21 protein-coding genes are annotated in these 23,449 nt (G+C 73.8%); 16 read left to right on the forward strand and 5 right to left on the reverse strand.

Translation table 11 applies throughout. From position 1 onward, the window contains the following. The first annotated feature begins 83 nt into the window (after positions 1-83). Genes ACQEVB_RS19215 through mutM form a run of 5 tightly spaced genes read left to right on the forward strand, consistent with a single transcriptional unit; the run spans position 84 to position 3,755 of the window. Entirely contained in the window at positions 84-1,088 is a 1,005-nt protein-coding gene (locus tag ACQEVB_RS19215) for a MinD/ParA family ATP-binding protein (RefSeq protein WP_432973124.1), read from the forward strand. Continuing rightward, complete coding sequence (locus ACQEVB_RS19220) at positions 1,085-1,507, forward strand: hypothetical protein (protein ID WP_432973127.1); 423 nt, start codon at positions 1,085-1,087, stop codon at positions 1,505-1,507. The genes ACQEVB_RS19215 and ACQEVB_RS19220 overlap by 4 nt, the downstream gene beginning before the upstream one ends. A 32-nt stretch (positions 1,508-1,539) precedes the next feature. Beyond that, the gene (locus ACQEVB_RS19225; RefSeq protein WP_432973130.1) at positions 1,540-2,109 is read left to right on the forward strand and encodes a YceD family protein; all 570 of its coding nucleotides are present in this window, start codon (positions 1,540-1,542) and stop codon (positions 2,107-2,109) included. Positions 2,110-2,130: 21 nt separating this feature from the next. Continuing rightward, positions 2,131-2,871 (forward strand): ribonuclease III, encoded by a 741-nt coding sequence (gene rnc, locus ACQEVB_RS19230; protein WP_432973133.1) that lies wholly within the window; start codon positions 2,131-2,133, stop codon positions 2,869-2,871. Between the two features lie 5 nt (positions 2,872-2,876). Then, positions 2,877-3,755: a bifunctional DNA-formamidopyrimidine glycosylase/DNA-(apurinic or apyrimidinic site) lyase gene (gene mutM, locus ACQEVB_RS19235; RefSeq protein ID WP_432973136.1), complete on the forward strand. Its 879-nt coding sequence runs from the start codon at positions 2,877-2,879 to the stop codon at positions 3,753-3,755. Here the strand turns inward: mutM and ACQEVB_RS19240 are convergent. Continuing rightward, positions 3,728-4,981, reverse strand: a complete 1,254-nt coding sequence (locus tag ACQEVB_RS19240; RefSeq protein WP_432973139.1) for an APC family permease — start codon at positions 4,979-4,981, stop codon at positions 3,728-3,730. The two genes, mutM and ACQEVB_RS19240, sit on opposite strands and share 28 nt — an antisense overlap. A 135-nt stretch (positions 4,982-5,116) precedes the next feature. Here ACQEVB_RS19240 and ACQEVB_RS19245 point away from each other — a divergent pair, with 135 nt between their 5' ends. Next, entirely contained in the window at positions 5,117-6,604 is a 1,488-nt protein-coding gene (locus ACQEVB_RS19245) for a peptide MFS transporter (RefSeq protein WP_432973142.1), read from the forward strand. Between the two features lie 6 nt (positions 6,605-6,610). Here ACQEVB_RS19245 and ACQEVB_RS19250 read toward each other — a convergent pair whose 3' ends face one another. Further along, positions 6,611-7,648: a magnesium and cobalt transport protein CorA gene (locus tag ACQEVB_RS19250; protein ID WP_432973145.1), complete on the reverse strand. Its 1,038-nt coding sequence runs from the start codon at positions 7,646-7,648 to the stop codon at positions 6,611-6,613. Positions 7,649-7,769: 121 nt separating this feature from the next. Here ACQEVB_RS19250 and ACQEVB_RS19255 point away from each other — a divergent pair, with 121 nt between their 5' ends. The 8 genes from ACQEVB_RS19255 to ACQEVB_RS19290 all read left to right on the forward strand — a co-directional run bounded on the left by ACQEVB_RS19255 (position 7,770) and on the right by ACQEVB_RS19290 (position 17,102). Beyond that, the gene (locus ACQEVB_RS19255; RefSeq protein ID WP_432973148.1) at positions 7,770-8,087 is read left to right on the forward strand and encodes a PadR family transcriptional regulator; all 318 of its coding nucleotides are present in this window, start codon (positions 7,770-7,772) and stop codon (positions 8,085-8,087) included. Beyond that, positions 8,084-9,211 (forward strand): DUF1700 domain-containing protein, encoded by a 1,128-nt coding sequence (locus ACQEVB_RS19260; RefSeq protein WP_432973151.1) that lies wholly within the window; start codon positions 8,084-8,086, stop codon positions 9,209-9,211. The genes ACQEVB_RS19255 and ACQEVB_RS19260 overlap by 4 nt, the downstream gene beginning before the upstream one ends. 243 nt (positions 9,212-9,454) lie before the next feature. Beyond that, a complete protein-coding gene (kdpF, locus tag ACQEVB_RS19265) occupies positions 9,455-9,547 on the forward strand; it encodes a K(+)-transporting ATPase subunit F (RefSeq protein ID WP_432973154.1) in 93 nt (30 codons plus the stop codon). Continuing rightward, positions 9,547-11,223 (forward strand): potassium-transporting ATPase subunit KdpA, encoded by a 1,677-nt coding sequence (gene kdpA / locus ACQEVB_RS19270; protein WP_432973157.1) that lies wholly within the window; start codon positions 9,547-9,549, stop codon positions 11,221-11,223. The genes kdpF and kdpA overlap by 1 nt, the downstream gene beginning before the upstream one ends. Next, positions 11,220-13,316, forward strand: a complete 2,097-nt coding sequence (kdpB, locus tag ACQEVB_RS19275; RefSeq protein ID WP_432973160.1) for a potassium-transporting ATPase subunit KdpB — start codon at positions 11,220-11,222, stop codon at positions 13,314-13,316. The genes kdpA and kdpB overlap by 4 nt, the downstream gene beginning before the upstream one ends. A gap of 3 nt (positions 13,317-13,319) precedes the next feature. Continuing rightward, complete coding sequence (locus ACQEVB_RS19280; RefSeq protein ID WP_432973163.1) at positions 13,320-13,907, forward strand: potassium-transporting ATPase subunit C; 588 nt, start codon at positions 13,320-13,322, stop codon at positions 13,905-13,907. Between the two features lie 4 nt (positions 13,908-13,911). Beyond that, a complete protein-coding gene (locus ACQEVB_RS19285) occupies positions 13,912-16,416 on the forward strand; it encodes a DUF4118 domain-containing protein (protein WP_432973166.1) in 2,505 nt (834 codons plus the stop codon). Further along, on the forward strand, positions 16,413-17,102 hold the full coding sequence (locus tag ACQEVB_RS19290; protein ID WP_432973169.1) for a response regulator: 690 nt from the start codon (positions 16,413-16,415) through the stop codon (positions 17,100-17,102). Before ACQEVB_RS19285 ends, ACQEVB_RS19290 begins: the two co-directional genes overlap by 4 nt. On the opposite strand, the gene ACQEVB_RS19295 is transcribed toward ACQEVB_RS19290, so the two are convergent. Then, a complete protein-coding gene (locus ACQEVB_RS19295; RefSeq protein WP_432973171.1) occupies positions 17,099-17,743 on the reverse strand; it encodes a CAP domain-containing protein in 645 nt (214 codons plus the stop codon). The two genes, ACQEVB_RS19290 and ACQEVB_RS19295, sit on opposite strands and share 4 nt — an antisense overlap. Before the next feature lie 19 nt (positions 17,744-17,762). On the opposite strand from ACQEVB_RS19295, the gene ACQEVB_RS19300 reads away from it, so the two are divergent. After that, complete coding sequence (locus ACQEVB_RS19300; protein WP_432973174.1) at positions 17,763-18,056, forward strand: acylphosphatase; 294 nt, start codon at positions 17,763-17,765, stop codon at positions 18,054-18,056. Here the strand turns inward: ACQEVB_RS19300 and ACQEVB_RS19305 are convergent. After that, positions 18,043-18,459: a PaaI family thioesterase gene (locus tag ACQEVB_RS19305; RefSeq protein ID WP_432973177.1), complete on the reverse strand. Its 417-nt coding sequence runs from the start codon at positions 18,457-18,459 to the stop codon at positions 18,043-18,045. The genes ACQEVB_RS19300 and ACQEVB_RS19305 overlap by 14 nt on opposite strands. Further along, positions 18,456-19,664, reverse strand: a complete 1,209-nt coding sequence (locus ACQEVB_RS19310; protein ID WP_432973180.1) for a 3,4-dihydroxy-2-butanone-4-phosphate synthase — start codon at positions 19,662-19,664, stop codon at positions 18,456-18,458. The genes ACQEVB_RS19305 and ACQEVB_RS19310 overlap by 4 nt, the downstream gene beginning before the upstream one ends. A 219-nt stretch (positions 19,665-19,883) precedes the next feature. Between ACQEVB_RS19310 and smc the strand changes: the two genes are divergently transcribed. Continuing rightward, entirely contained in the window at positions 19,884-23,444 is a 3,561-nt protein-coding gene (gene smc / locus ACQEVB_RS19315) for a chromosome segregation protein SMC (protein WP_432973183.1), read from the forward strand. Positions 23,445-23,449 lie beyond the last annotated feature (5 nt).

The raw sequence follows: 23,449 nt of genomic DNA on the forward strand, positions 1-23,449 counted from the left end.
GCCAGGGTCGCGCCCACCCCGCCGCCGGCGGCGCCGCCGTTGCCGCCCCCGCTGCGCCGCGGGCGCCGCAGCCCCGCCCGCCGGTGGCCGCCCCGGCCGGCCGGTTCGCGCCGGGCCAGGTGCCACCGCCGGCGTTCAACCCCGGCGACCCGCGCTCGGCCGCCGAACTCACCGACTTCACGATCGTCAAGCCGCGGTCGGACGTCCCCACCGTCGGATGGCGGCGTGCGCTGTACTCGCTCACCGGCGGGGCGGTGAACCCCGGCCTGGGCCCGCTCGAGCGGCACCGCCAGGAGCTGGTCGCCCGCATCCAGCGCCCGCTGCCCGGCTCCCACTTCGTGTCGGTGCTGTCGCTGAAGGGCGGCGTCGGCAAGTCGACGGTGGCGGCGATGCTCGGGCTGATGCTCTCGGAGCACCGCGGTGACCGCGTCGTCGGCATCGACGCCAGCCCCGACGCCGGCACCCTCGCCGATCGCCTCACCGGCGACTCGGAACGGTCCGTGCGCGACCTGCTGGAGAACCTCGACGGCATCCAGGCACTGCCGGACGTGGCGCGCTTCACGAGCCTGATCGGCCGGCTGCAGGTGGTGGCGTCCGCGCAGGACCCCACGGCGCGCACCGAGTTCGACCGGCGCGGGTACGAGCAGGTCACGAGCGTGCTCTCGCGCTACTACGACATCATCATCACCGACTCCGGCACGGGGCTGCTGCACTCGGCGATGGAGGCCACGCTGCAGCGCGCCAGCAGCCTCGTGATCGTCGGCTCGCCGACCGTCGACGGGGCCAGCCGGGCCAGCAAGACCCTCGACTGGCTCGTGTCGCACGGGTTCGCGGAGGCCGTCGAGCGGGCCGTCGTTGTGCTGTCGGCCGACCGCACCAGCGGCGAGGTCGACACCGCACGCCTGCGGGAGCACTTCGGCAAGCGCTGCCGTGCGGTCGTGGAGATCCCGCGCGACCCGCACCTGGCCGCGGGCGGGCGGATCGAGGTCGAGCGGCTGCGGCCCGCGACCTCCGACGCCTACCTGGAACTGGCCGCACTGGTCGCCGACGAGTTCGGCAGCGCGCCGCCGCAGCGGGCCGTCTCGTGAGGGCGCCGGCCGTGGTCGCCGCAGCGCTCGCCGCAGTGACGGTCGCGGGCTGCGCGATCACGCCCGGCACCGCGGTCCCGGCCGGTCAGGCGGTCCCGCTCCCGGCGACGTCGCCGGCGGCCGCTCCCGCCCCCGACGGACCGGGCACCTGCCGGATCGAGGCGGGCACCGGCAGCGTCAGCATGCGCGGGGGCAGCGGCCGGGTCAGCACGGTCAACGGGGTCACCACCCTGACCTGCGGCAGCGGCCCGCCCATGACGATCGCCGCGATCTCCGCCGACGGCGTCGAGGTGCGGCTGCAGGGCGGGCCGAGCGTCACGCTGCGGCCCGGCCCGGCCACCCCGGTCGGCCCCTACACCGTCACCGTCGACGGGGTGAGCGGCGGCAAGGCCACGATGCGGGTCACCCCGCCGCGCTGAGTGTTCCCGGTGCGAGGCCTACCCTGGTCAGGGTGAGTACGCACCACCCCGCCGCCGGCCGTCCCGATCCCGCGAGCCCCTGGGTCTTCGGTACCCGTGAGCTGGGCCGCCGCGCCGGCAACATGCGCACCTACGAGCGCACCATCCCGGCGCCGGCGCCCGGTCTCGGCATCGAGACGATCGGCGTGCCCGAGGGTTCCCCCGTCGAGCTGGCCGTCCGCCTCGAGGCGGTCACCGAGGGCGTCTACGTGTCCGGCACCGTGCACGCCGCCCTGGAGGGGGAGTGCGCCCGCTGCCTCGACCCCCTCACCGACGAGATCGACGTCGAGCTCGGGGAGCTGTTCGCCTACCCGGACAGCGCCACGGACGAGACCACGGACTCCGACGAGCTGCCCCGCGTGGTCGACGAGCAGATCGACCTGGAGCAGACGGTCCGTGACGCCATGATCACGGAACTGCCCCTCGCGCCGCTGTGCCGGGACGACTGCCGCGGGCTCTGCACGGGCTGCGGGGAGAAGTGGGCCGACCTGGAGCCCGGGCACGGGCATGAGACACTGGACCCCCGGTGGGCCGCCTTGCAGGACCGCCTGCCGGCGGAGTGAACCGCAACCCCAGGGGATCACGTGGTGGAACGAGGCTCGCTGGGGCCGATCGAGGACCGCGGCCAGCTGCTCGAAGCCGTGGGCGTCAAGATCGACGACGAGCTGCTGACGCTCGCGCTCACGCACCGCTCGTACGCGTACGAGAACGGCGGGCTGCCGACGAACGAGCGCCTGGAGTTCCTCGGCGACTCGGTGCTGTCGATCGTCGTCACCGAGCGGCTGTACCGCGACCACCCCGACCTGCACGAGGGCCAGCTGGCGAAGCTGCGCGCGAGCGTGGTCAACATGCACGCCCTCGCCGGTGTGGCGGCGGTGCTGGGCGGGTCGGGGCTCGGCGCGTTCCTGCTGCTGGGCCGCGGTGAGGAGCTGACCGGGGGCCGGTCGAAGAGCAGCATCCTGGCCGACGCCATGGAAGCGCTGATCGGCGCCGTCTACCTGCAGCACGGGCTGGAGACCGCGCGTGACGTGGTGCACCGGCTGTTCGAGCAGCTTCTCCTCGGCGCGCCGCTCCTCGGCGCCGGCCTCGACTGGAAGACCAGCCTCCAGGAGCTCACGGCGTCGGCCGAGCTGGGCGTGCCGGAGTACGTGATCGGCGAGAGCGGACCCGACCACATGAAGGTCTTCACCGCCACCGCGGTGGTCGGCGGACGCGAGCTGGGCGACGGCGCCGGCCGCACGAAGAAGGAAGCCGAGCAGAAGGCCGCCGAGCTGGCCTACCGCACGTTGAAGGCCGAGGCCGACGCGGCGAGCAACACCGACTGACGTCCATGCCCGAGCTGCCCGAGGTCGAGGTGGTGCGGCGCGGCCTCGCCGACCACGTCCTCGACCGGACGATCGCGGAGGTGTCGGTCGAGCACCCCCGCGCAGTGCGCCGGCACGTCGAGGGCGACCTCGACTTCGCCGGCCGGCTGGCCGGGCGCACCATCACCGCGGTCTCCCGCCGCGGCAAGTACCTGTGGCTGGAGCTCGACGACGCCGGGATCGGCTCGGACGCCGTCCTCGCCCACCTCGGGATGAGCGGGCAGATGCTGGTCGCGCCGGCCGAGCGGCCGCCGGCCACGCACCTGCGGGTCCGGGTGCGCTTCGCCGACGACGGCCCGCAGCTGTGGTTCGTCGACCAGCGCACCTTCGGCGGCATGTCGATCCACCCGCTCGTGCCCGCCGTTGGTGGCGGGTTGCTGCCGGAGCCGGTGGCGCACATCGGGCGCGACCCGATGGACCCCGCCTTCGACCTCGACGCGGCCGTCGCGGGCATCCGCAGGCGCCGCACCGAGCTGAAGCGCGCCCTGCTCGACCAGACGATCGTGTCGGGCATCGGCAACATCTACGCCGACGAGGCGCTGTGGCGCGCACGTCTGCACGGCAGCCGCCCCACGGAGAAGCTGACCCGCGCGCAGGGCCGCGCGGTGCTCGGCGCGGCGGCCGAGGTGATGGACGCCGCGCTGGCTGCCGGCGGCACGTCGTTCGACGCGCTGTACGTGAACGTCAACGGGGCGTCGGGCTACTTCGACCGCTCGCTCGACGCGTACGGCCGGGAGGACCAGCCGTGCCGGCGCTGCGGCACGCCGATCCGCCGCGAGCAGTTCATGAACCGCAGCTCCTACAGCTGCCCGCGGTGTCAGCCGCGCCCGCGCGCCCGCAGCTGAGTGACCACCGCCCGTCCGACCAGGCCGGCGACCAGCACCGCGGCGCCCGCCAGCACGGTCGGGCCGGGCAGGGTGAACGCCAGCACCACGCAGCCGACGAGGCCGAGCGCGGCGACCGGCCGGTGCAGACGGCCGCCGTCGTGCCGGTCGAGCGTCCACGCGGAGGCGTTGGCGATCGCGTAGTAGCCGAGCACGGCGAAGCTGGAGAAGCCGATCGCGCCGCGCACGTCGGCGACCAGCACGATCACCAGCACGACCACGCCGAGCAGCAGCTCGGCGCGGTGCGGCACCCGGAACCGCGGGTGGACGGCGGCGAGGAACGCCGGCAGCTCGCCGTCGCGGGCCATGGCGAGCGTGGTGCGCCCGATGCCCGCCATCAGCGACAGCAGCACCCCGGCGGACGCGACGGCGGCGCCGACCTGCACGACCGGCGCCAGCCCCGCCCACGTGCCCGAGCGCACCACGTCGGCCAGCGGTGTCGGCGAGGAGGCGAGGGCGGCCGGCCCCACCGTCGCGAGCGCGGTCACCGCGACCGTCGCGTACACGGCGAGCACGACGGCCAGCGCGATCGGGATGGCCCGCGGGATGGTGGTGGCCGGCTCGCGCACCTCCTCGCCCAGCGTGGCGATCCGCGCGTAGCCGGCGAAGGCGAAGAACAGCACGGCCGCGGCCTGGCCGATCCCGGCCGGACTGCACACCGGGCCGCCCAGGTGCGCGGGGTCGACCGCCCCGCCGCCGAGCCCCGCGGCGACCACGGCCGCCAGCGCGAGCAGCGTGACGGCGACCAGCACGCGGGTCAGACCCGCCGTCTTCGTCACGCCGGCGCAGTTCACAGCGGTCAGCACGACGACGGCGCCGGCCGCGGCGAGCGCCGGGTGCGCCGGCCACGCGTACGCGCCGAACGTCAACGCCATCGCGGCGCAGCTCGCGGTCTTGCCGACCACGAACCCCCACCCGGCGAGGAACCCCCAGACCGGTCCCAGCCGGCGGCGACCGTACACGTAGGTGCCGCCGGACTCCGGGTACACGGCCGCGAGCCGGGCCGACGACATCGCGTTGCAGTAGGCCACCACGCCCGCGACCGCCAGCCCGATCAACAGGCCGGCACCGGCCGCCGACGCCGCCGGCGCGAACGCCGCGAACACCCCGGCGCCCAGCATCGACCCCATGCCCAGCACCACGGCGTCGGTGAGTCCGAGGCGCCGTACGAGGCCCGGTTGCGTCATACGCCGGAGGTTAGGCCAACCCGGCGTGCCGAACCGCGCGAGCGTGGTCTGCGCGACGTAGGCATCTGCCTGCGTTTGACGACGGTAGCGAGCCGGCGTACACCGGGTGACCGTCCGACGACGAACGGGGGAGCGATGTCGGAGACGGGGAACGAGCACGGCGAGGTGCGCACGGCGGAGGGTGAACTGCCCGACCGCACGATCTTCGGCCATCCGATCGGCCTGGCCAACCTGTTCGGCGTCGAGCTCTGGGAACGGTTCTCGTTCTACGGGATGCTCACGATCCTCGCCTACTACCTGTACTACTCGCTGGAGCAGGGCGGGTTGGGCCTCCCGCAGCCCACGGCCACGGGGATCGTCGGCGCGTACGGCGGGTTCGTCTACTTCTCGACGGTGCTCGGTGGCTGGCTCGCCGACCGGGTGCTCGGCATGGAGCGCACCGTCTTCTACGGCGGGGTCGTGGTGGTGCTCGGCCACCTGGCGCTGGCCGTGCTGCCCGGCCTCGCCGGTGTGGGCGTCGGCCTCGTGCTGGTGGCGCTGGGCAGCGGCGGGTTGAAGGCGAACGCGTCCTCGCTGCTCGGCACCCTGTACGCGAAGGGCGACGTGCGCGCCGACGGCGGGTTCACCCTGTTCTACCTGGGCATCAACCTCGGGGCGTTCGTCGGACCGATCGTGACGGGCTTGCTGCAGACCTCGCTGGGCTTCCACGTCGGGTTCGGTGCTGCCGCGGTGGGCATGGCGCTCGGCCTGATCCAGTACGTGGTGTTCCGCCGCAACCTCGGCACGGCGGGCCGCCACCCGACCAACCCGCTGCCGCGCTCGGCCTACCCGGTGGCGGCCGGCGTCATCGTCGCGGTCGTGGTGGTGATCGCCGTCGTCCTGCTCACCGGGCTCGTCCCGCTGGCGGACGTGTCGAACGTCGTCACGACGGTGCTGGTCATCGCGTCCGTCGGGTACTTCTACCTGCTGTTGACCAGCCCCAGGGTGACCGCGCCGGAGCGCGCCCGGGTGGGCGCGTTCATCCCGCTGTTCATCGCGAACGCGGCCTTCTGGGCGCTGTTCCAGCAGATCTTCACCACCCTCGCCGTGTACTCCGACGAGCGCATGGACTGGAACGTCTTCGGCTGGACCGCGCCGTCGAACTTCATCGGCTCCGAGGAACCGATCTGGATCATCCTGCTGTCCGGGGTGTTCGCCGCGATGTGGACGCGGCTGGGCGACCGGGCGCCGTCCACGCCTCGCAAGTTCGCCTACGGCGTGATCGGCATGGGCGTGGCGTTCCTGCTGTTCCTGCTGTTCGCGGGTGGCACCGGGAAGTCGACGCCGGCGATCGCGGTGCTCGTGATCCTGGCGTTCTTCGCGGTCTCGGAACTGCTGATCTCGCCGATCGGGCTCTCCGTCACCACCAAGCTCGCACCCGAGGCGTTCCGCGCGCAGATGATGGCGCTCTACTTCTTCTCCGTCGGCATCGGCACGTCGCTGTCGGGCAGGCTCGCCGCGTTCTACTCGCCGGAGCACGAGGGCGCCTACTTCGGCGTCAACGGGTTCGTGGTGATCGTGATCGGCCTGGTGATGTACGCGATCGCGCCGTGGATCAGCCGGCAGATGGAGGGCGTGCACTGACTCCGTTCAGAGCCAGCCGCGCTTCTTGAACAGCACGTACAGCAGCCCGGCGGCGAGGATCATCAGGCCCACCGCCATCGGGTAGCCCAGCGGCCAGTCCAGCTCGGGCATGTGCGTGAAGTTCATGCCGTAGATGCCGGCGACGAGGCTCGGGGCGAACGCGATGGCCGCCCACGACGACACGCGCTTCATCTGCTCGTTCTGCTCGTAGCCCGCCTCGGTCATGCGCGCCATCTCCTCGTTCTGGCGCTGGCCGACGAGCGCCGCGTTGACGCTGAGGATGTTGGTGAGCAGCTGCCGGAAGCCTTCGGTCTTCTCCAGCACGCGGGTGGCGTGGTCGGCGACGTCGCGCAGGGAGCGGCGCAGCTCCAGGTCGAACGTGCCCGCCTTCTCCTTCAGCCGTTCCCGGATGCCGTCGAAGACCTCTTCGAGGGGTTCCACGGCGCGCTGGAACTGGATCACCTCGCGGCTGAGGGTGTAGATCCGCTTGGAGACGGCCGGGTCGCCGCCGAACACCTGGGTCTCGATCTCGTCGATGTCGACCTGCAGGCCTTCGAGCACGGGCAGGTAGTCGTCGACGACCTTGTCCATCACGGCGTAGAGCACCGCGAACGGGCCGTGGTCGAGCAGCCCGGGGTCCTCCTCCAGGCGCCTGCGCACCTGGCCGAGGTCGGGCTGTGCGGCGTGCCGGACGGTGATCACGAACGACGGGCCGAGGAAGAGGTGGATCTCGCCGATCGTCACGGACTCGCGGGCGTCGTCGTAGCGGGCGGGGCGCAGCACCACGAACTCGACCTCGCCGTAGCGCTCGACCTTCGGACGCTGGTGCGCGTTCACCGTGTCCTCGACGGCGAGCGAGTGCAGCTCGAACTCGGCGGCCACCGCGTCGATCTCCTCCTGCGAGGGATCGAGCAGGCCGATCCAGCAGAAGGCGTCGCGGGCGCGCATCGCGCAGTCGCGCAGCGTCTCGAACGTCTGGTCCAGCGACTCGGGCACCACGGCCCGCTTGCCGTCGATGTAGATCGCGTTGTCGATCACGGACATCCGCTGCACCTCCCACGGTCCGCGCCAGCGTAACCGCGTGGGACCGGACCCCGGGTTCACCTCCTGCGCTGTCCGGGCTATTGTGCGATGCGCAGTAGCTCGCGGTGCGCAGGAGGGTGCGATGGACACGAGCCAGTTGCTCAAGGGGGTGCTCGACCTCGCCGTGCTGACCGTGCTGGCTCGCGACGACGGCTACGGCTACGAGGTCGTCCGCCGGCTGCGCGCAGCCGGCCTGGAGGAGGTCGGCGACGCGTCGGTGTACGGCACGCTGCGCCGCCTCTTCAACGCCGGCCTGCTCACCTCGTACGTGGTGGCGAGCGACGAGGGCCCGCACCGCAAGTACTACAGCGTCAACGACCTGGGTCGGGTCCGGCTGGGCGAGATCACGAAGGTGTGGCGGGAGTTCGCCGCCACGATGGAAGGGCTGGTGGGGGCATGAGCACGGGCTCCGAGGAGACGACGACCGCCGCGCAGGCCTACCTCGACGGAGTGCGGGCCGCCCTCGCCGATCTCCCCGCGGCCGAGGTCGACGAGATCCTCGACGACGTGCGCGGCCACCTCGACGAGCTGACGGCCGAGCTGGGGGAGGGTGTCGAGCCACTGACCACACGCCTCGGCACCCCCGCGGACTACGCGGCCGAGCTGCGGGCCGCCGCCGGGTACCCGGCCGCAGCACCGGTCGCGGCGACCTCGCCGTGGCCGGCCCGCTGGGCGCTGGCCGGGATCCTGGTCGGAGCCGGCGGGCTCGCCCTCGGGACGCTGTCGCGCAACCCGCTGCTCGTGCTGATCGGCGTGCTCGCCCCGATCCCGGCGCTGGCCCTCATCGCCCGCGACGGCAAGGACGTGCCGTCGGTCGCGGCCCTGCCGGTGGTGCGTCGGTTCGTCGGTGCCGTCCCGCCGCCCGGATCGGCCGCCCGCGCGGTGACCGACTTCCTGGCGAGCCTGCAGCCGGCCTGGTGGCTGCTGCGGGCGGTGGTCGCGGGGCTGCTGGTGGGCGCCCTCTTCGGGGACCTCCTCGCGGCCGCCGTCCTGGCGGTGGTCGGCGTCCCGGTGTCGGTCTGGCTCGGGTTCGCCAGCAAGCGGGACCGGCGCTGGCTGTGGCTGGTCGTGCCGCTCAACGCGCTCGCCGTGGCGCTGGTGCCGCTGGCGCTCGACGGCTGGAACGTCCCCGGCGGCCACACGCGGGCGACCGCGTACCGCCCGCCGGCCGGCCTCTACCAGGACGACGGCCGCCCGATCCGCGACATCCGCCCCGTCGACGCCTTCGGCAACCCCCTCACCGGCGTGTACCTCTTCGACCAGGACGGCCGGCCGATCGACGCCCGCGCCGTGGACTACTGCTACGACCCGTACCCGACCGCCGCGTCGCCGACCGGCCCGGACCTGCGGCCCTACCCGCGCGGGACCAGGGAGGAGGACCCGGCCACGGGCCGCTGCCACACCGTCCCACCCCGCCCGCTGGTCGTCGCAGTGCCGCAGCCGACGCCGTCGGCCGCCGCACCGACCAGCGCACCGACCAGCGCACCGACCACCGCACCCCCCGCGGCCGCGCCGACGGGCTGACCCGCTACCGGGTGACGGCGGCCACGCGGGCGTCAAGAACGCGTCAACGTGGACCGGTCCCGGCGTCAACGGGCCGTTGCGGACCCACTCGATCGGGGCCGGCTCGGACGACCCTTCGACACGGCCCGCCACGGTGGCGGGCCGCTGCTCGGAGGTGTCCGTCATGGCCGACCTGGCCTACGCGTTGCTGCTGATCGGCGGTTTCGCGCTGCTGGTGCTGATGCTGCGGGGGCTCGACGCCCTGTGAACACCATCGCCTACGTCGTGGGCGGGCTGGTCGCGCTCGCCCTGCTCGGCTACCTGGTCGTCGCCCTGCTGCGCCCGGAGGAGTTCTGATGCTCCCGGACGTCGTCGCGGGGCTGCTGCAGATCGCGGCCCTGCTGATCCTCCTCGCGCTCGCCTACCGCCCGCTGGGCGACTACATGGCGCGCGTCTACTCCGACGAGCGCGACTGGGCCCTCGAACGGTGGCTCTACCGCCTCGTGCGGGTCGACTCCGGCGCCGAGCAGCGCTGGAGCGGCTACGCGGCCGGTGTGCTCGGCTTCTCGTTCGTCTCGGTGGTGCTGCTCTACCTGCTGCAACGCCTGCAGCCGCTGCTGCCCATGGCGTTCGGTCACGGTCCGGTCGAGCCGGCGATGGCGTTCAACAACGCGATCTCGTTCGTGACGAACACGAACTGGCAGAGCTACGTCCCCGAGCAGGTGCTCGGCAACACCGTGCAGACGGCCGGGCTGGCCGTGCAGAACTTCGTGTCGGCCGCGGTCGGCATGGCCGTCGCGGTCGCGCTGGTGCGCGGGTTCGCCCGGTCGGCCACGGAGCCGAATTCTGGCCGCCTGGGCAACTTCTGGGTCGACCTCACCCGCGGTGTCACCCGCATCCTGCTGCCGTTCGCCTTCCTCGCCGCGATCGTCCTGGTCGCGACGGGGGTCGTGATGTCGTTCTCCGCTGGGCTGGACGTGACGGCCGTCGACGGCGCGCAGCACACGCTGCCGCTGGCCCCGGCGGCGTCGCAGGAGGCGATCAAGGAGCTCGGCACCAACGGCGGCGGCATCTTCAACGCCAACTCCGCGCACCCGTTCGAGAACCCGAACGCGCTCTCGAACCTCTTCGAGATCTTCCTGCTGCTCGTGATCCCGGTCGCGCTGACCCGCACCTTCGGGACGATGGTGCGCAACACCCGGCAGGGCACCGTGCTGGTCGCGGTGATGGGCGCGATCTGGGGCGTGTTCGTCGCGCTGGCGTGGCTGGCCGAGGCCAACCCGAACGGGCCGGCCGCGGTCGCGGCCGGTGCGGCGATGGAGGGCAAGGAGGTCCGATTCGGCATCCCCGGCTCCACGCTGTTCGCCGTCTCGACGACGGGCACGTCGACGGGTGCGGTGAACTCCCTGCACGACAGCTTCACCGGCGGCGCCGGCGGGATCGCCCTGCTCAACATGCTGCTCGGTGAGGTCGCGCCCGGCGGTGTGGGCGCCGGCCTCTACGGGATCCTCGTGCTCGCCGTCATCGCCGTGTTCCTCGCCGGTCTGATGGTCGGGCGCACCCCGGAGTACCTCGGCAAGAAGCTGGGCCGCCAGGAGGTCACGGCAGCGTCGATCTCGATCCTCGCGATGCCGGCGATCGTGCTGATCGGGGCCGGGCTGGCGATCGCCCTGCCGGACACCTTGAGCGCGCTCGGCAACGACGGCGCGCACGGGTTCTCCGAGGTCCTCTACGCGTACGCGTCGGCCGCGAACAACAACGGCAGCGCCTTCGCCGGCATCACCGTCACCAGCGACTTCTTCCAGACCACGCTCGGGCTCGCGATGCTCCTCGGCCGGTTCGTGCCGATCCTCGCCGTGCTCAAGCTCGCCGGCGTCCTCGCGGAGCAGCGCCGCGTCGCGCCCGGCGCGGGGACCCTGCCCACCGACGGCGCCCTGTTCGGCGTGCTCGTCGGCGGCACCGTGCTGCTCGTCGCAGCCCTCACCTTCTTCCCGGCCATGGCGCTGGGGCCCATCGCGGAGGCACTCTCATGACGGTCCAGCTCGAGGAACGGCCGGTCGCGCCCGCCGCGGCGCGGTCGGTCGCCGCGGGCGCGTTCGCACCGGCACAGCTGTGGCGGTCCCTGCCCGAGGCGCTGCGCAAGCTCGACCCGCGCGCGCAGCTGCGCAACCCCGTCATGTTCGTGGTGTGGGTGGGGTCCGTGCTGGTCACGGTCTTCGCGATCCTCCAGCCGAGCGTCTTCGCGGTGCTGATCGCGGTGTGGCTGTGGTTCACCGTGCTGTTCGCGAACCTCGCCGAGGCCGTCGCGGAGGGCCGCGGCAAGGCACAGGCCCAGGCGTTGCGCGCGACCAAGCGCGACACCGTCGCCCGCCGGCTGACGGCGACGGGGGAGGAGCGGGTGCCCGGTACCGAGCTGCGCATCGGCGACCGCGTGGTCGTCGAGGCCGGCGAGACGATCCCCGGCGACGGCGACGTCGTCGAGGGCATCGCGACCGTCGACGAGTCCGCGATCACCGGTGAGTCGGCGCCCGTGGTGCGCGAGGCCGGCGGCGACCGCAGCGCCGTCACCGGCGGCACGACGGTGCTGTCGGACCGGATCGTCGTCGAGATCAGGACGCAACCGGGGGAGTCGTTCGTCGACCGCATGATCGCGCTGGTCGAGGGCGCGTCCCGGCAGAAGACGCCGAACGAGATCGCGCTGACGATCCTGCTGGCCGTCCTGACGATCATCTTCCTGCTGGCCGTCGTGGCGGTGGCGCCGATGAGCGCGTACGCGGGGCAGCAGCAGAACCTGATCGTGCTCACCGCGCTGCTGGTGTGCCTCATCCCGACCACCATCGGCGCGCTGCTCTCGGCCATCGGCATCGCCGGCATGGACCGGCTGGTGCAGCGCAACGTGCTCGCCACCTCCGGCCGGGCGGTCGAGGCGGCCGGCGACATCGACACGCTGCTGCTGGACAAGACCGGCACGATCACCTTCGGCAACCGGCGCGCGACCGAGCTGCTGCCGGCGCCCGGCGTCACGGTCGAGGAACTGGCCGCCGCCGCGCGCATGTCCAGCCTCGCCGACCAGACGCCGGAGGGCCGCAGCATCGTCGAGCTCTGCCATCAGCAGTACGGGCTGCCGGCCGAGGCCACCGCCGAGGAGGCGGTCGCGGAGTTCGTCCCGTTCACGGCGCAGACGCGGATGTCGGGCGCGGACATCGGCGGCCGCGAGATCCGCAAGGGTGCGGCGGCGACGGTCCTCGCCCGGGCCACGCGTCGAGAACGAACTTGTGGTGATCAACAGGGCGATTCGATCACCACAAGTTCGTTCTCGACGGTGCGGGCGGACGCCGAGCGGGTCGCCGACGAAGGGGGGACACCGCTCGTCGTGGCCGACGGCGATCGGGTGCTCGGCGTCATCCGGCTCTCCGACGTCGTCAAGCCGGGCATGGTCGAGCGGTTCGCGGAGCTGCGCGCGATGGGCATCCGCACGGTGATGATCACCGGCGACAACCCGCGCACCGCCCGTGCCATCGCGGCCGAGGCCGGCGTCGACGACCACCTCGCCGAGGCCACGCCCGAGGACAAGATGGCGCTGATCAAGAAGGAGCAGGAGGGTGGGCGGCTGGTCGCCATGACCGGCGACGGCACCAACGACGCGCCCGCGCTCGCGCAGGCCGACGTCGGCGTCGCGATGAACACGGGGACGGCCGCGGCCAAGGAGGCCGGCAACATGGTCGACCTCGACTCCGACCCGACGAAGCTCATCGAGATCGTCGAGATCGGCAAGCAGCTGCTCATCACCCGCGGCGCGCTCACCACGTTCTCCCTGGCCAACGACCTCGCCAAGTACTTCGCGATCCTGCCGGCGATGTTCGTCGCGATCTACCCCTCACTGGGCGCGCTGAACGTCATGGCGCTGGCGACGCCGGAGTCGGCGATCCTCTCGGCGGTGATCTTCAACGCGCTGGTGATCGTGGCGCTGATCCCGCTCGCGCTGCGCGGGGTGCGCTACCGCCCCACGAGCGCGGCTGCGCTGCTGCGCCGCAACCTGCTGATCTACGGGCTCGGCGGTGTGGTGACGCCGTTCGTCGGGATCTTCCTCATCGACCTGCTCGTCCGACTGATTCCGGGGCTGTAGACCATGCTCTCCCTCCTCACCCGCCAGACCGCGGCGGGCCTGCGCATCCTGGTGGCGTTCACGCTGCTCCTCGGGGTGGCCTACCCGGCCGCGGTGTGGGCGGTCGCCCAGCTCCCCGGGCTCTCCCGGCAGGCGGCGGGGTCGCCGGTCACGACGCCCGACGGGACCGTCGTCGGGTCGGCGCTGATCGGGATCGACCCGGTCGCCGCCGATCCGGCCACGGATCCGTGGTTCCACACCCGCCCGTCCGCAGCACCGGACGGCGCGTCCGGCGGCTCGAACAAGAGCACGTCCAGCACGGACCTGCTCGACGCCGTGACGAAGCGTCGCGCGCTCGTCGCCCAGCGGGAGGGCGTCGATCCGGCGCTCGTCCCGCCGGACGCGGTGACGGCGTCCGCGTCCGGCCTGGACCCCGACATCAGCCCGGCCTACGCGCAGCTGCAGGTCACCCGGGTCGCGCGGGTGACCGGGCTGCCCGTCGCGCGGGTGCAGCAGCTGGTCGCGCAGGCCACGTCCGGGCGAATCCTCGGCTTTCTGGGTGAGCCCACGGTGAACGTGCCGGAGCTGAACCTCGCCGTGCGAGGAGGATGACCGCATGAGACGGGGTGAGCTGCGCATTTACCTCGGCGCGGCGCCCGGCGTCGGCAAGACGTACGCGATGCTCGGCGAGGCGCGCCGGCGGATCGAGCGCGGCACCGACGTGGTCGCGGCGGTGGTGGAGACCCATGGCCGCGCCCGCACCGCCGAGCTGCTCGACGGCATCGAGGTGGTGCCGATGGTGGCGCTCGGCGGGCCACTGCAGGAGCTGGACCTCGACGGGGTGCTCGCCCGCAAGCCCGAGGTAGCGCTGGTCGACGAGCTGGCGCACACCAATGCACCCGGCTCGCGCCACGCCAAGCGCTGGCAGGACGTCGAGGAGCTGCTCGACGCCGGCATCGACGTCCTGACCACGGTGAACGTGCAGCACCTCGCCTCGCTCGGCGACGTCGTCGAGCGGATCACCGGCGTGCGCCAGCGCGAGACCGTGCCCGACGAGGTGGTGCGCCGGGCCGAGCAGCTCGAGCTGGTCGACATCACTCCGGAGGCGCTGCGCCGCCGCCTCGCGCACGGCAACGTCTACGCCGCCCACAAGATCGACGCGGCGCTCGCGAACTACTTCCAGCCGTCCAACCTCACGGCGCTGCGGGAACTGGCGCTGCTGTGGGTGGCCGACGAGGTCGACGTCGCGCTGCAGCGCTACCGCGCGCAGGCCCGCACCGACGAGGTGTGGGAGACCCGCGAACGCGTGGTCGTCGCGCTCACCGGCGACAGCGAGAGCGAGACCGTGCTGCGCCGCGCCGCCCGCATCGCGAAGCGGTCGGGGGCCGCCGAGTTGCTCGCCGTGCACGTCCTGCGCGGGGACGGGCTGGCCGGCCCGCCCGTCGGCGCGATCCCGCGGCTGCGGGCCCTGGCCGAGGAGGTCGGGGCGAGCTTCCACACGGTCGTCGGCGGCGAGAACGTGCCGGAGGCGTTGCTGGAGTTCGCCCGCGGCGCCAACGCCACCCAGCTCGTGCTCGGCACGTCCCGGCGCTCCCGCCTCGCGCGCGTGTTCGACGAGGGCATCGGCGCGAAGGTCGTCCAGGACTCCGGGACGATCGACGTGCACATGGTCAGCCACGCCGAAGCGGGCCGCGGACTGCGGCTGCCCGCACTGCGCACCGGGCTGTCGGAGCTGCGGAAGGTGCTGGGTTGGGCGCTCGCCCTGCTGCTCCCGGCGATCGCGACGGTGCTGGGCGTGCTGCTGCGCGACCTGATCGGGCTGTCCACCGACGTCGTGCTGTTCTTCCTGGCCACCGTCGTGGTGGCGCTGGTGGGCGGGCTCGGTCCGGCGCTGCTCGCGGCGGTGCTCGGCGGCCTGCTGCTCAACTTCTTCCTCACCCCGCCGATCTACTCGTTCACGATCAGCCAGCCCGAGAACGCCGTCACGGTCGTCGCCATGGCGGTCGTCGGGGTGCTCGTCGCGCTCGTGGTGGACCGTGCGGCGCGGCGGGCGGTGCAGGCCACGCGAGCGCGGGCCGAGGGCGCGTTGCTCGCCTCGTTCGCGCGCACCGTGCTGACCAGGACCGATCCGCTGCCGCGGCTGCTGGAGAAGGTGCAGGAGGCGTTCGGGCTGACGGCGGTGGCGCTGCTGGAGCAGGTGCCGCCCGGCAGCGACCACTGGACGTGCGTGGCGTCGGCGGGACCGGCCGGATGCCTCGACCCCGACGACGCCGACGTCGACGTCGCGGTGGAGACCGACCTGCACCTCATCGGGCTGGGCCGGACCCTGCCGGCGGCCGACCGGCGGCTCCTGGAGGTCGTGGGCGGGCAGGCGCTGCTCGCCCTGCGCAGCCAGCGCGCCGCGGCCGCCGCCGACGACTCGCGCCGGCGCGCGGAGGCCACGGAGATCCGCAGCACGTTGCTCTCGGCCGTCGGCCACGACCTGCGCAGCCCGCTGACCTCGATCAAGGCCGCCGCGAACAGCCTCGCCGACCCGACGTTGGACCTCCCTGAGGCCGACCGCCGCGAGCTCGCCGAGACCGTCGAGGAGTCGGTCGACCGGCTCAGCGCGCTCGTCGACAACCTGCTCGACTCCTCCCGGCTGGCCGCCGGCGCCGTCGAACCGCTGCTCGCGCCCGTCGGCTACGACGAGGTGGTGGCGCTCGCGCTGGTCGGGATCGAGGACCGTGGACGGGTGACCGTCGAGATCGACGAGTCGCTGCCCGACGTCGTCGCCGACGCCGGGCTGCTGGAGCGCGTCGTGGCCAACGTCGTGGACAACGCGCTGCGCCACGCGGCCGGCGCCCCGGTGGTGCTGCGCGCGAGCGCGTACGCCGACCGCGTCGAGCTGCGGATCGTGGACTCGGGGCCGGGCGTGCCGAAGCGCGAGCTGGACGCGCTGTTCACGCCGTTCCGGCGGCTGGGCGCGGACCCGAGCGACCGCGACGGACGCGCCGGGGTCGGGCTGGGGCTGTCGGTGGCCCGCGGCTTCCTGGACGTCATGGGCGGCACCTTGACGGCCGAGGACACCCCCGGCGGCGGCCTGACGGTCGTCGTGTCGCTCCCGGAGGCCCCGCGATGACCGCGCACCGCGTGCTCGTCGTCGACGACGACCCGCAGATCCTGCGCGCGCTGCGCATCAACCTCACCGCCCACGGCTACCAGGTGCTCCTCGCCCCCGACGGCGGCGCGGCGCTGCGCGCCGCCGCCGACGGCCGCCCCGACGTGGTGGTGCTCGACCTGGGCCTGCCCGACCTGGACGGCGTCGAGGTGATCGAGGGCCTGCGCGGCTGGACCACGGTGCCGATCATCGTGCTGTCGGCCCGCGTCGGGTCGGCGCACACCGTCCGCGCGCTCGACGCGGGCGCCGACGACTACGTCACCAAGCCGTTCGGGATGGCCGAGCTGTTGGCCCGGCTGCGGGCCGCGGTGCGCCGGGCCGCCGTCGCGACCGTCGACGGCGAGCCCGTCGTCGACGCGGGCGACTTCCGGGTCGACCTCGCCGCGAAGCGCGTGGTCCGCGCGGACGGCACCGAGGTGCACCTGACGCCGACGGAGTGGGGCGTGCTGGAGCTGCTGGTGCGCCACCGCGGCAAGCTCGTGGGCCAGAAGGAGCTGCTCCGCACGGTGTGGGGACCGAACTACGGCTCGGAGACCAACTACCTGCGCGTCTACATGGCGCAGCTGCGGCGCAAGCTCGAACCCGAGCCGGCGCACCCCAAGCACCTCATCACCGAGGCGGGCATGGGCTACCGGTTCGAGGTCTAACGGCCGAAGTCCTGCGTCCAGTACGACCCGTCGGCCGCGTAGCCGACGCCGATCGTGGTCAGCGTGCAGTCGAGGATGTTGCGCCGGTGCCCGGGCGACGCGAGCCACGCCTGCATCACCTCCGAGCTGGAGGTCTGGCCGACCGCGATGTTCTCGGCCCCCGGGTTCGGGTAGCCCGCGGCGCGCATCCGGTCGACGAAGTCGCGGCCGTTGCGGCTGTCGTGGTCGAAGTAGCCGCGACGGGCCATGTCGTCGCTGTGCGCCTGGGCGGCCCGGGTGATCCGCGAGTCGATGCGCAGCGGGGCGCAGCCGGCGCTCACGCGTGCCCGGTTGGTCAGCGCCACCACCTGTGACTCCTTGGCCGCGTCGACCGTGCCCGTCCGTGGCGACGCCGTGCCGGACGGGGTCGGCGTGGTCCGGGGAGTGGCGGAGGGGGAGCGGGTGGCGCTGGGCTGCGGGGTGGCGCTCGGGGTGCGGCTGGCCGCTGCCGTGGGCAGGACGATCGGACGTTCGCTGACCAGGGCGGACGGGGCGCTCGCCCGGTGCGACGTCAGCGCCGCGATCCCGACCCCGCCACCGAACGCGGCGATGCCCGCGACCGCGATGAGGACGGCCGCTCCACGCCGCCCGAGGTTGATCACGAAGCGATAACGTAGCAGGGTGACGAGTGGTGACGACGATTCGGCCGTTCGGCTCACAGCATGGGTGAGCGGTCGGGTGCAGGGCGTCGGGTTCCGGTGGTGGACGCGGTCGCGGGCGCTGGAGCTCGGACTCGTCGGCGAGGCGCGCAACCTGCCGGACCGCCGCGTCGTGGTCGTGGCCGAGGGCGATCGCAGGTCCTGCGAGTCGCTGCTCGACCTCCTCCGCGGTGACACCACCCCCGGCCGCGTCGACCAGGTCGCCGAGCAGTGGGGCACGGCCAGGGGTGGGCTGCGCGGGTTCAGCGAGGCCTGACGGCCACCGTGCCCTGGGCGGCGGCCACCACCTTCTCCTCGCCGTCCTCGGTCACGGCCACGACGTCGCACCGGCTCAGCACCTGCCGCGCGGTGGCGTGCTCGGCGACGGCATCGGCGCGCAGCACGCTCCCGACGGCCGGGCGCAGGTACGAGATCGTGAGGCCCGCGGTCAGCACGTCCGGCCCGACGAGTGCGGCCGCGGCGAACGTGAGGGCGTTGTCGGCGAGGTAGGCCAGGACCCCGCCGTGCACGAACCCGTTCTGCTGCAGCAGGTCGGCCCGCACGTCGAGCTCCAGCACCGCGCGGCCCGCCTCCACGGCCACCACGCGGGTGCCGAGCAGCACGGCGAACGGCTGGGTCGCGAGCCCGCGCGTCGCGATGTCCAGGTCGATCCCGGTCACAGGAAGTCCTTCAGGTCGGCGATGTCGATCATCGGGAGACCCCAGGCCAGCGCGAGCACCTCGGCCTCGGCGGCACCGGCCATCGTCCCGTCGGCCGACATGATCTCGCAGCAGACGCCGACGGGCGCGAGGCCGGCCGCCCGGCACAGCGCCACCGTCGCCTCCGTGTGCCCGGGCCGCTCGTCGAGCAGCCCGGGTCGTGCGCGCAGCGGGTGCACGTGGCCGGGACGCAGGAAGTCGGTCGCGGCCGCGTCCGGGTCGGCGAGGCGGCGGATCGTCGCGGCGCGGTCCGGGGACGACACGCCGGTGCCGGTCAGGCTCGCGAGGTCGACGGGCGTGCACCAGGCGGTGCCGTGCCGGTCGCCGCCGCCGGGAAGCGGCTCGATCCCCAACCGGTCGAGGACCTCCGGCGCGCTCGGCACGCAGGGCATGCCGCAGACCTCCCGCACGAGGAAGCGCATGGTGTCGGTGGCCAGCCGGTTCGCGGCCACGACGACATCGGCTTCGCCCTCGGTCGTCGGGTCCCACACCACCACGGCGCCGCCGGCCGCGATCTGTCGCACCACCTTGTCGACGCCGCTGCGCCCGTGCACGGCACCCGCCCACGGGAGGTTCGCCAGCACCGGCCCGGCCGCGACCGCGCGCCGGGTGGCCAGCCGGACCAGCCCGTCCAGCTCCAGGTTGACGCGCCGCCCGGGCGTGACCGCGTCGAGCGTGGTCAGGCTGCGGGTGTGCGGCAGCAGCACGACGCTGAAGCGGTCGCGCTGCACCTCCGCGACGGTGACGCTGACCCCGTCCACCGCGATCGGCGACTTCCCGACCAGCCCGTCCAGCAGCCGGGCCGGCGGCCGGATCCACACCCGCGCGCAGCCGTCCTCGTCGTCGACCCGGACAACCTTCCCGACGGCGTCGACGTACCCCTGGACGAGGTGCCCGTCGAGCGGGTCGCCGACGGCCAGCGGCACCTCCACGTTGACGCGGGCACCGGCGCCGAGCGCGTCGAACGTCGAGCGGTGCCGGGTCTCCGCCGACACCGTCACCGCGACCGTCCCGGCCTCGACGGAGCGCACCGTCAGGCGCACCCCGTCCAGGCACACCGCCCCGCCGGCCCGCAACGACCCGGCCGCCTTCGGCGCGTGCACCCGCACGTCCGCGCCGTCGATCTCCTGCACGTGACCGATCTCGGCCACCCGTCCTGTGAACACGATCCACCCACCTCTGCGTCAGCACGTAGCGGACGGGCCCGATCGACGTCGGGCCGGATGGCGGGGTGTCACCGCACGGTCCCGGACTCCCACCGGGTCGCTCCGCACCGGGCGGAGGTGGCCGACTGTGACGGCCACGCCTGGAATTGCACCAGGGCCCATCAGAGCACATACCCCTCGGTACGCTCTACCTTCGCCTCGTCCCCGGAGACCCTGCCCGTGCACCTCAAGAGCCTGACGCTGAAGGGCTTCAAGTCCTTCGCCTCGGCCACCACCCTGCGCCTCGAGCCGGGGATCACGTGCGTCGTGGGGCCGAACGGCTCCGGCAAGTCCAACGTCGTCGACGCGATCGCGTGGGTGCTCGGCGAGCAGGGCGCCAAGGCGCTGCGCGGCGGCAAGATGGAGGACGTCATCTTCGCCGGCACCTCCGGCCGCGCCCCGCTGGGCCGCGCCGAGGTCACGCTGACCATCGACAACTCCGACGGCGCGCTGCCCATCGACTACGCCGAGGTGTCGATCACCCGCCGCACGTTCCGCGACGGCGCAGGCGAGTACGAGATCAACGGCTCGTCCTGCCGCCTGCTCGACGTGCAGGAGCTGCTCTCCGACTCCGGCATCGGCCGCGAGATGCACGTCATCGTCGGGCAGGGCCAGCTCGACGCCGTGCTGCAGAGCAAGCCCGAGGACCGGCGCGCGTACATCGAGGAGGCCGCCGGCGTCCTCAAGCACCGCAAGCGCAAGGAGAAGGCGCTCCGCAAGCTGGAGGCGATGCAGGCCAACCTGACCCGCCTCACCGACCTCACCGGCGAGCTGCGCCGTCAGCTCAAGCCACTCGGTCGCCAGGCCGAGATCGCCAGGCGGGCCCAGGCCGTGCAGTCCGAGCTGCGCGACGCCCGCCTCCGGCTCGCCGCCGACGACCTGGTCACCCTGCGGGACGAGATCGCCCGCGAGGAGGCGGACGAGGCCAGCGCCCGCGCCCGGCGCGCCGAGACCGAGGAGCAGCTCTCCGTCGCCCGCGTGCAGCAGGAGGAGCTGGAGGCCGCGCTCGCCGCGGACGCGCCGAAGCTCGCCGCCGCTCAGGACACCTGGTATCGGCTGTCCGCGCTCGCCGAGCGCCTGGCCGGCACCGTCCGGCTGGCGAACGAGCGGCGCCGGCACCTCGCGGACCCGGTCGAGACCCGAACCCCCGGTCGCGACCCCGACGAGCTGGAGGCAGAGGCCGACGCCATCGCCGAGGAGGAGGACCTGCTGGTCGAGGCCGTCGTCGAGGCGCGGCGGGCGCTCGCTGAGGTGATGGAGGAGCGTGCCGAGCACGAGCGCACCCTCGCCGCCGCCGAGCGCGCGCACCTCGCCGCCGTCCGGGCGCTGGCCGACCGCAAGGCCGGGCTCGCCACGCTCGCCGGCAAGGCCGAGGCGCTGCGCAGCGGCGCCGCCGCTACCGCCGACGAGATCGAGCGGCTCTCCGAGGCGCTGGCCGAGGCGCAGGAACGCGCGTCGGCGGCCCGCGGCGAGCTCGACGACGCGCGCGCCGAGCTGGGCGAGCCCGGCGAGGCCGACCCCCAGCTCGACCAGCGGCTGGACCAGGCCAAGGAGGCGTTCGAGACGGCCCGCACCCGCGTCGCTGAGCTCGTCGCCCGCGAGCGGGAGCTGGAGCAGCAGCGCGCGCACTGGCGGGCCCGCGTCGACGCGCTGTCGGTGGGACTCGCCCGCAAGGACGGCTCGGCCTCCCTGACCGACACCGAGGGTGTGCTGGGGCCGCTGTCCGGCCTGATCACCGTCGAGCCCGAGGCGCGCACCGCGGTCGCTGCCGCGCTCGGCGAGCTGGCCGAGGCGCTCGCCGTCGCCGACGTCGACAGCGCCCGCTCGGCCCTGGAGCTGCTGCGCGGCCGGGACGCCGGGCGCGCAGCGCTGCTGGTCGCGGGCGGGAAGCCGCCCGCCGCCCGCGGCCCGGTCCCGGATGGCGGGCGCTGGGCGGCCGAGGCGATCGGTGGCTCGGGGCCGGCGGTCGCCGCCGTGCGGGCGCTGCTCGACGGCGTGGTGATCGTGCCCGACCTCGCCGCTGCCGTCCGCCTCGTGCAGGCCGAGCCGGCGCTGACCGCCGTCACCACCGCCGGTGACCTGCTCGGCGCGCACCGCGCCGCCGGCGGCTCCGGCACCGCGTCCAGCGCGCTCGACGTGCAGGCCGCCGTCGACGAGGCCTACGAGCGCCGCGAAGCCGTCGAGCAGGAGCTGGCCCGGCTGCGGCCCGCCCTCGAGGGGGCGCGCGCCGAGGAGGCCGCCCGCCAGAACGACGTCGAGACCGCGCGGCGGGCGCGCGGCGACGCCGAGCAGCAACGCGCCGCCGGCGCCGCCCGCCTCGGTCTGCTCGACCAGGCCACCCGATCCGCCGAGGCCGAGGCCGCGCGGCTCAAGGAGCGCCGCGACGCCGTCGAGGCCCGCCGCTCCGACGCCCTGCTCGCGCTGGAGGCCGCCGAGCAGCAGCTCGCCGTCGCCGAGGACGAACCCGTCGACGACGAACCCGACACCGAACTGCGCGACGCCGCCGCCGACGCACTCGCCACCTCCCGTTCCGCCGAGGTCGACGCCCGGTTGGCCCTGCGCACCGCGGAGGAGCGCGCCCGCGCCATCGCCGGGCGCGCCGAGTCGCTGCGCCGCCAGGCCACCTCGGAGCGCCTGGCCCGCGAACGCGCCGCCACCGCCCGGCAGGCCCGCGAGCGCGACGCCGCCATCGCCTCGCTCGTCGCCGACGCGGGGGAGCGGGCGTGCGCGGCCATCGAGGAGTCCCTGGCCGCGGCCGTCGCCGAGCGCGACGCCGCCGAGGCCGCCCGCCGCGCCCGCGAACAGGCGCTCGGTGAGGCCCGCGTGGTCACCGGCCGGCTGACGGCGCTCATGGAGAAGCTCACCGACGCCGTCCACCGCGACGAGGTGCTGCGCGCCCAGCAGCGGATGCGCCTCGAGCAGCTCACCGAGAAGGTGCTCGCCGACCACGGCCTCGGCGTCGACGACCTCGTCGGCGAGTACGGGCCGCACGTCCCCGTCCCGGCGTCGGCGCAGGAGATGGCCGAGTACGAGGCGGCGAAGGAACGCGGCGAGGACGTCACCGCGCCCCCGCCCATGCCGTTCGACCGCGCCACCCAGGAACGCCGCGCCCAGCGCGCCGAGAAGGACCTCACGCTGCTCGGCAAGGTCAACCCCCTCGCCCTGGAGGAGTTCGCGGCGCTGGAGGAGCGCTACCGCTTCCTCTCCACTCAGCTCGAGGACCTCAAGAACACCCGCCGCGACCTCTTCACGGTGGTCCGCGAGGTCGACGAGAAGATCCTCGAGGTCTTCACCCAGGCCTGGGAGGACGTCGCCCGCGAGTTCGGCATCGTCTTCCAGACGCTCTTCCCCGGCGGCGAGGGCCGCCTGGTGCTCACCGACCCCGACGACATGCTCACCACCGGCATCGAGGTCGAGGCCCGCCCGCCCGGCAAGAAGGTCAAGCGGCTGTCGCTGCTGTCCGGCGGCGAACGCTCCCTCACCGCGATGGCGCTGCTCGTCGCGATCTTCCGCGCCCGCCCCTCCCCGTTCTACGTCCTCGACGAGATCGAGGCCGCCCTCGACGACGTCAACCTCCGCCGCCTCATCGCCCTCATGGAGGAGCTGCGCTCCACCAGCCAGCTCATCGTCATCACGCACCAGAAGCCGACCATGGAGGTCGCCGACGCCCTCTACGGCGTCTCCATGCGCGGAGACGGCATCACCACGGTGATCTCTCAAAGGCTGCGGCCGGCGAGCTGAGCCGT

The sequence above is a fragment of the Pseudonocardia sp. CA-107938 genome (genome assembly GCF_050936315.1).
Taxonomy (GTDB): domain Bacteria; phylum Actinomycetota; class Actinomycetes; order Mycobacteriales; family Pseudonocardiaceae; genus Pseudonocardia.

Excerpts from the sequence above, each read along its gene's own strand:
- kdpA (WP_432973157.1), top strand. The coding sequence starts at position 9,547 with ATGCTCCCGGACGTCGTCGCGGGGCTGCTGCAGATCGCGGCCCTGCTG.
- kdpB (WP_432973160.1), top strand. The coding sequence starts at position 11,220 with ATGACGGTCCAGCTCGAGGAACGGCCGGTCGCGCCCGCCGCGGCGCGG.
- ACQEVB_RS19250 (WP_432973145.1), bottom strand. The coding sequence starts at position 7,648 with ATGTCCGTGATCGACAACGCGATCTACATCGACGGCAAGCGGGCCGTG.
- ACQEVB_RS19255 (WP_432973148.1), top strand. The coding sequence starts at position 7,770 with ATGGACACGAGCCAGTTGCTCAAGGGGGTGCTCGACCTCGCCGTGCTG.
- mutM (WP_432973136.1), top strand. The coding sequence starts at position 2,877 with ATGCCCGAGCTGCCCGAGGTCGAGGTGGTGCGGCGCGGCCTCGCCGAC.
- ACQEVB_RS19240 (WP_432973139.1), bottom strand. The coding sequence starts at position 4,981 with ATGACGCAACCGGGCCTCGTACGGCGCCTCGGACTCACCGACGCCGTG.
- ACQEVB_RS19245 (WP_432973142.1), top strand. The coding sequence starts at position 5,117 with ATGTCGGAGACGGGGAACGAGCACGGCGAGGTGCGCACGGCGGAGGGT.
- ACQEVB_RS19290 (WP_432973169.1), top strand. The coding sequence starts at position 16,413 with ATGACCGCGCACCGCGTGCTCGTCGTCGACGACGACCCGCAGATCCTG.
- ACQEVB_RS19285 (WP_432973166.1), top strand. The coding sequence starts at position 13,912 with ATGAGACGGGGTGAGCTGCGCATTTACCTCGGCGCGGCGCCCGGCGTC.
- ACQEVB_RS19280 (WP_432973163.1), top strand. The coding sequence starts at position 13,320 with ATGCTCTCCCTCCTCACCCGCCAGACCGCGGCGGGCCTGCGCATCCTG.
- ACQEVB_RS19260 (WP_432973151.1), top strand. The coding sequence starts at position 8,084 with ATGAGCACGGGCTCCGAGGAGACGACGACCGCCGCGCAGGCCTACCTC.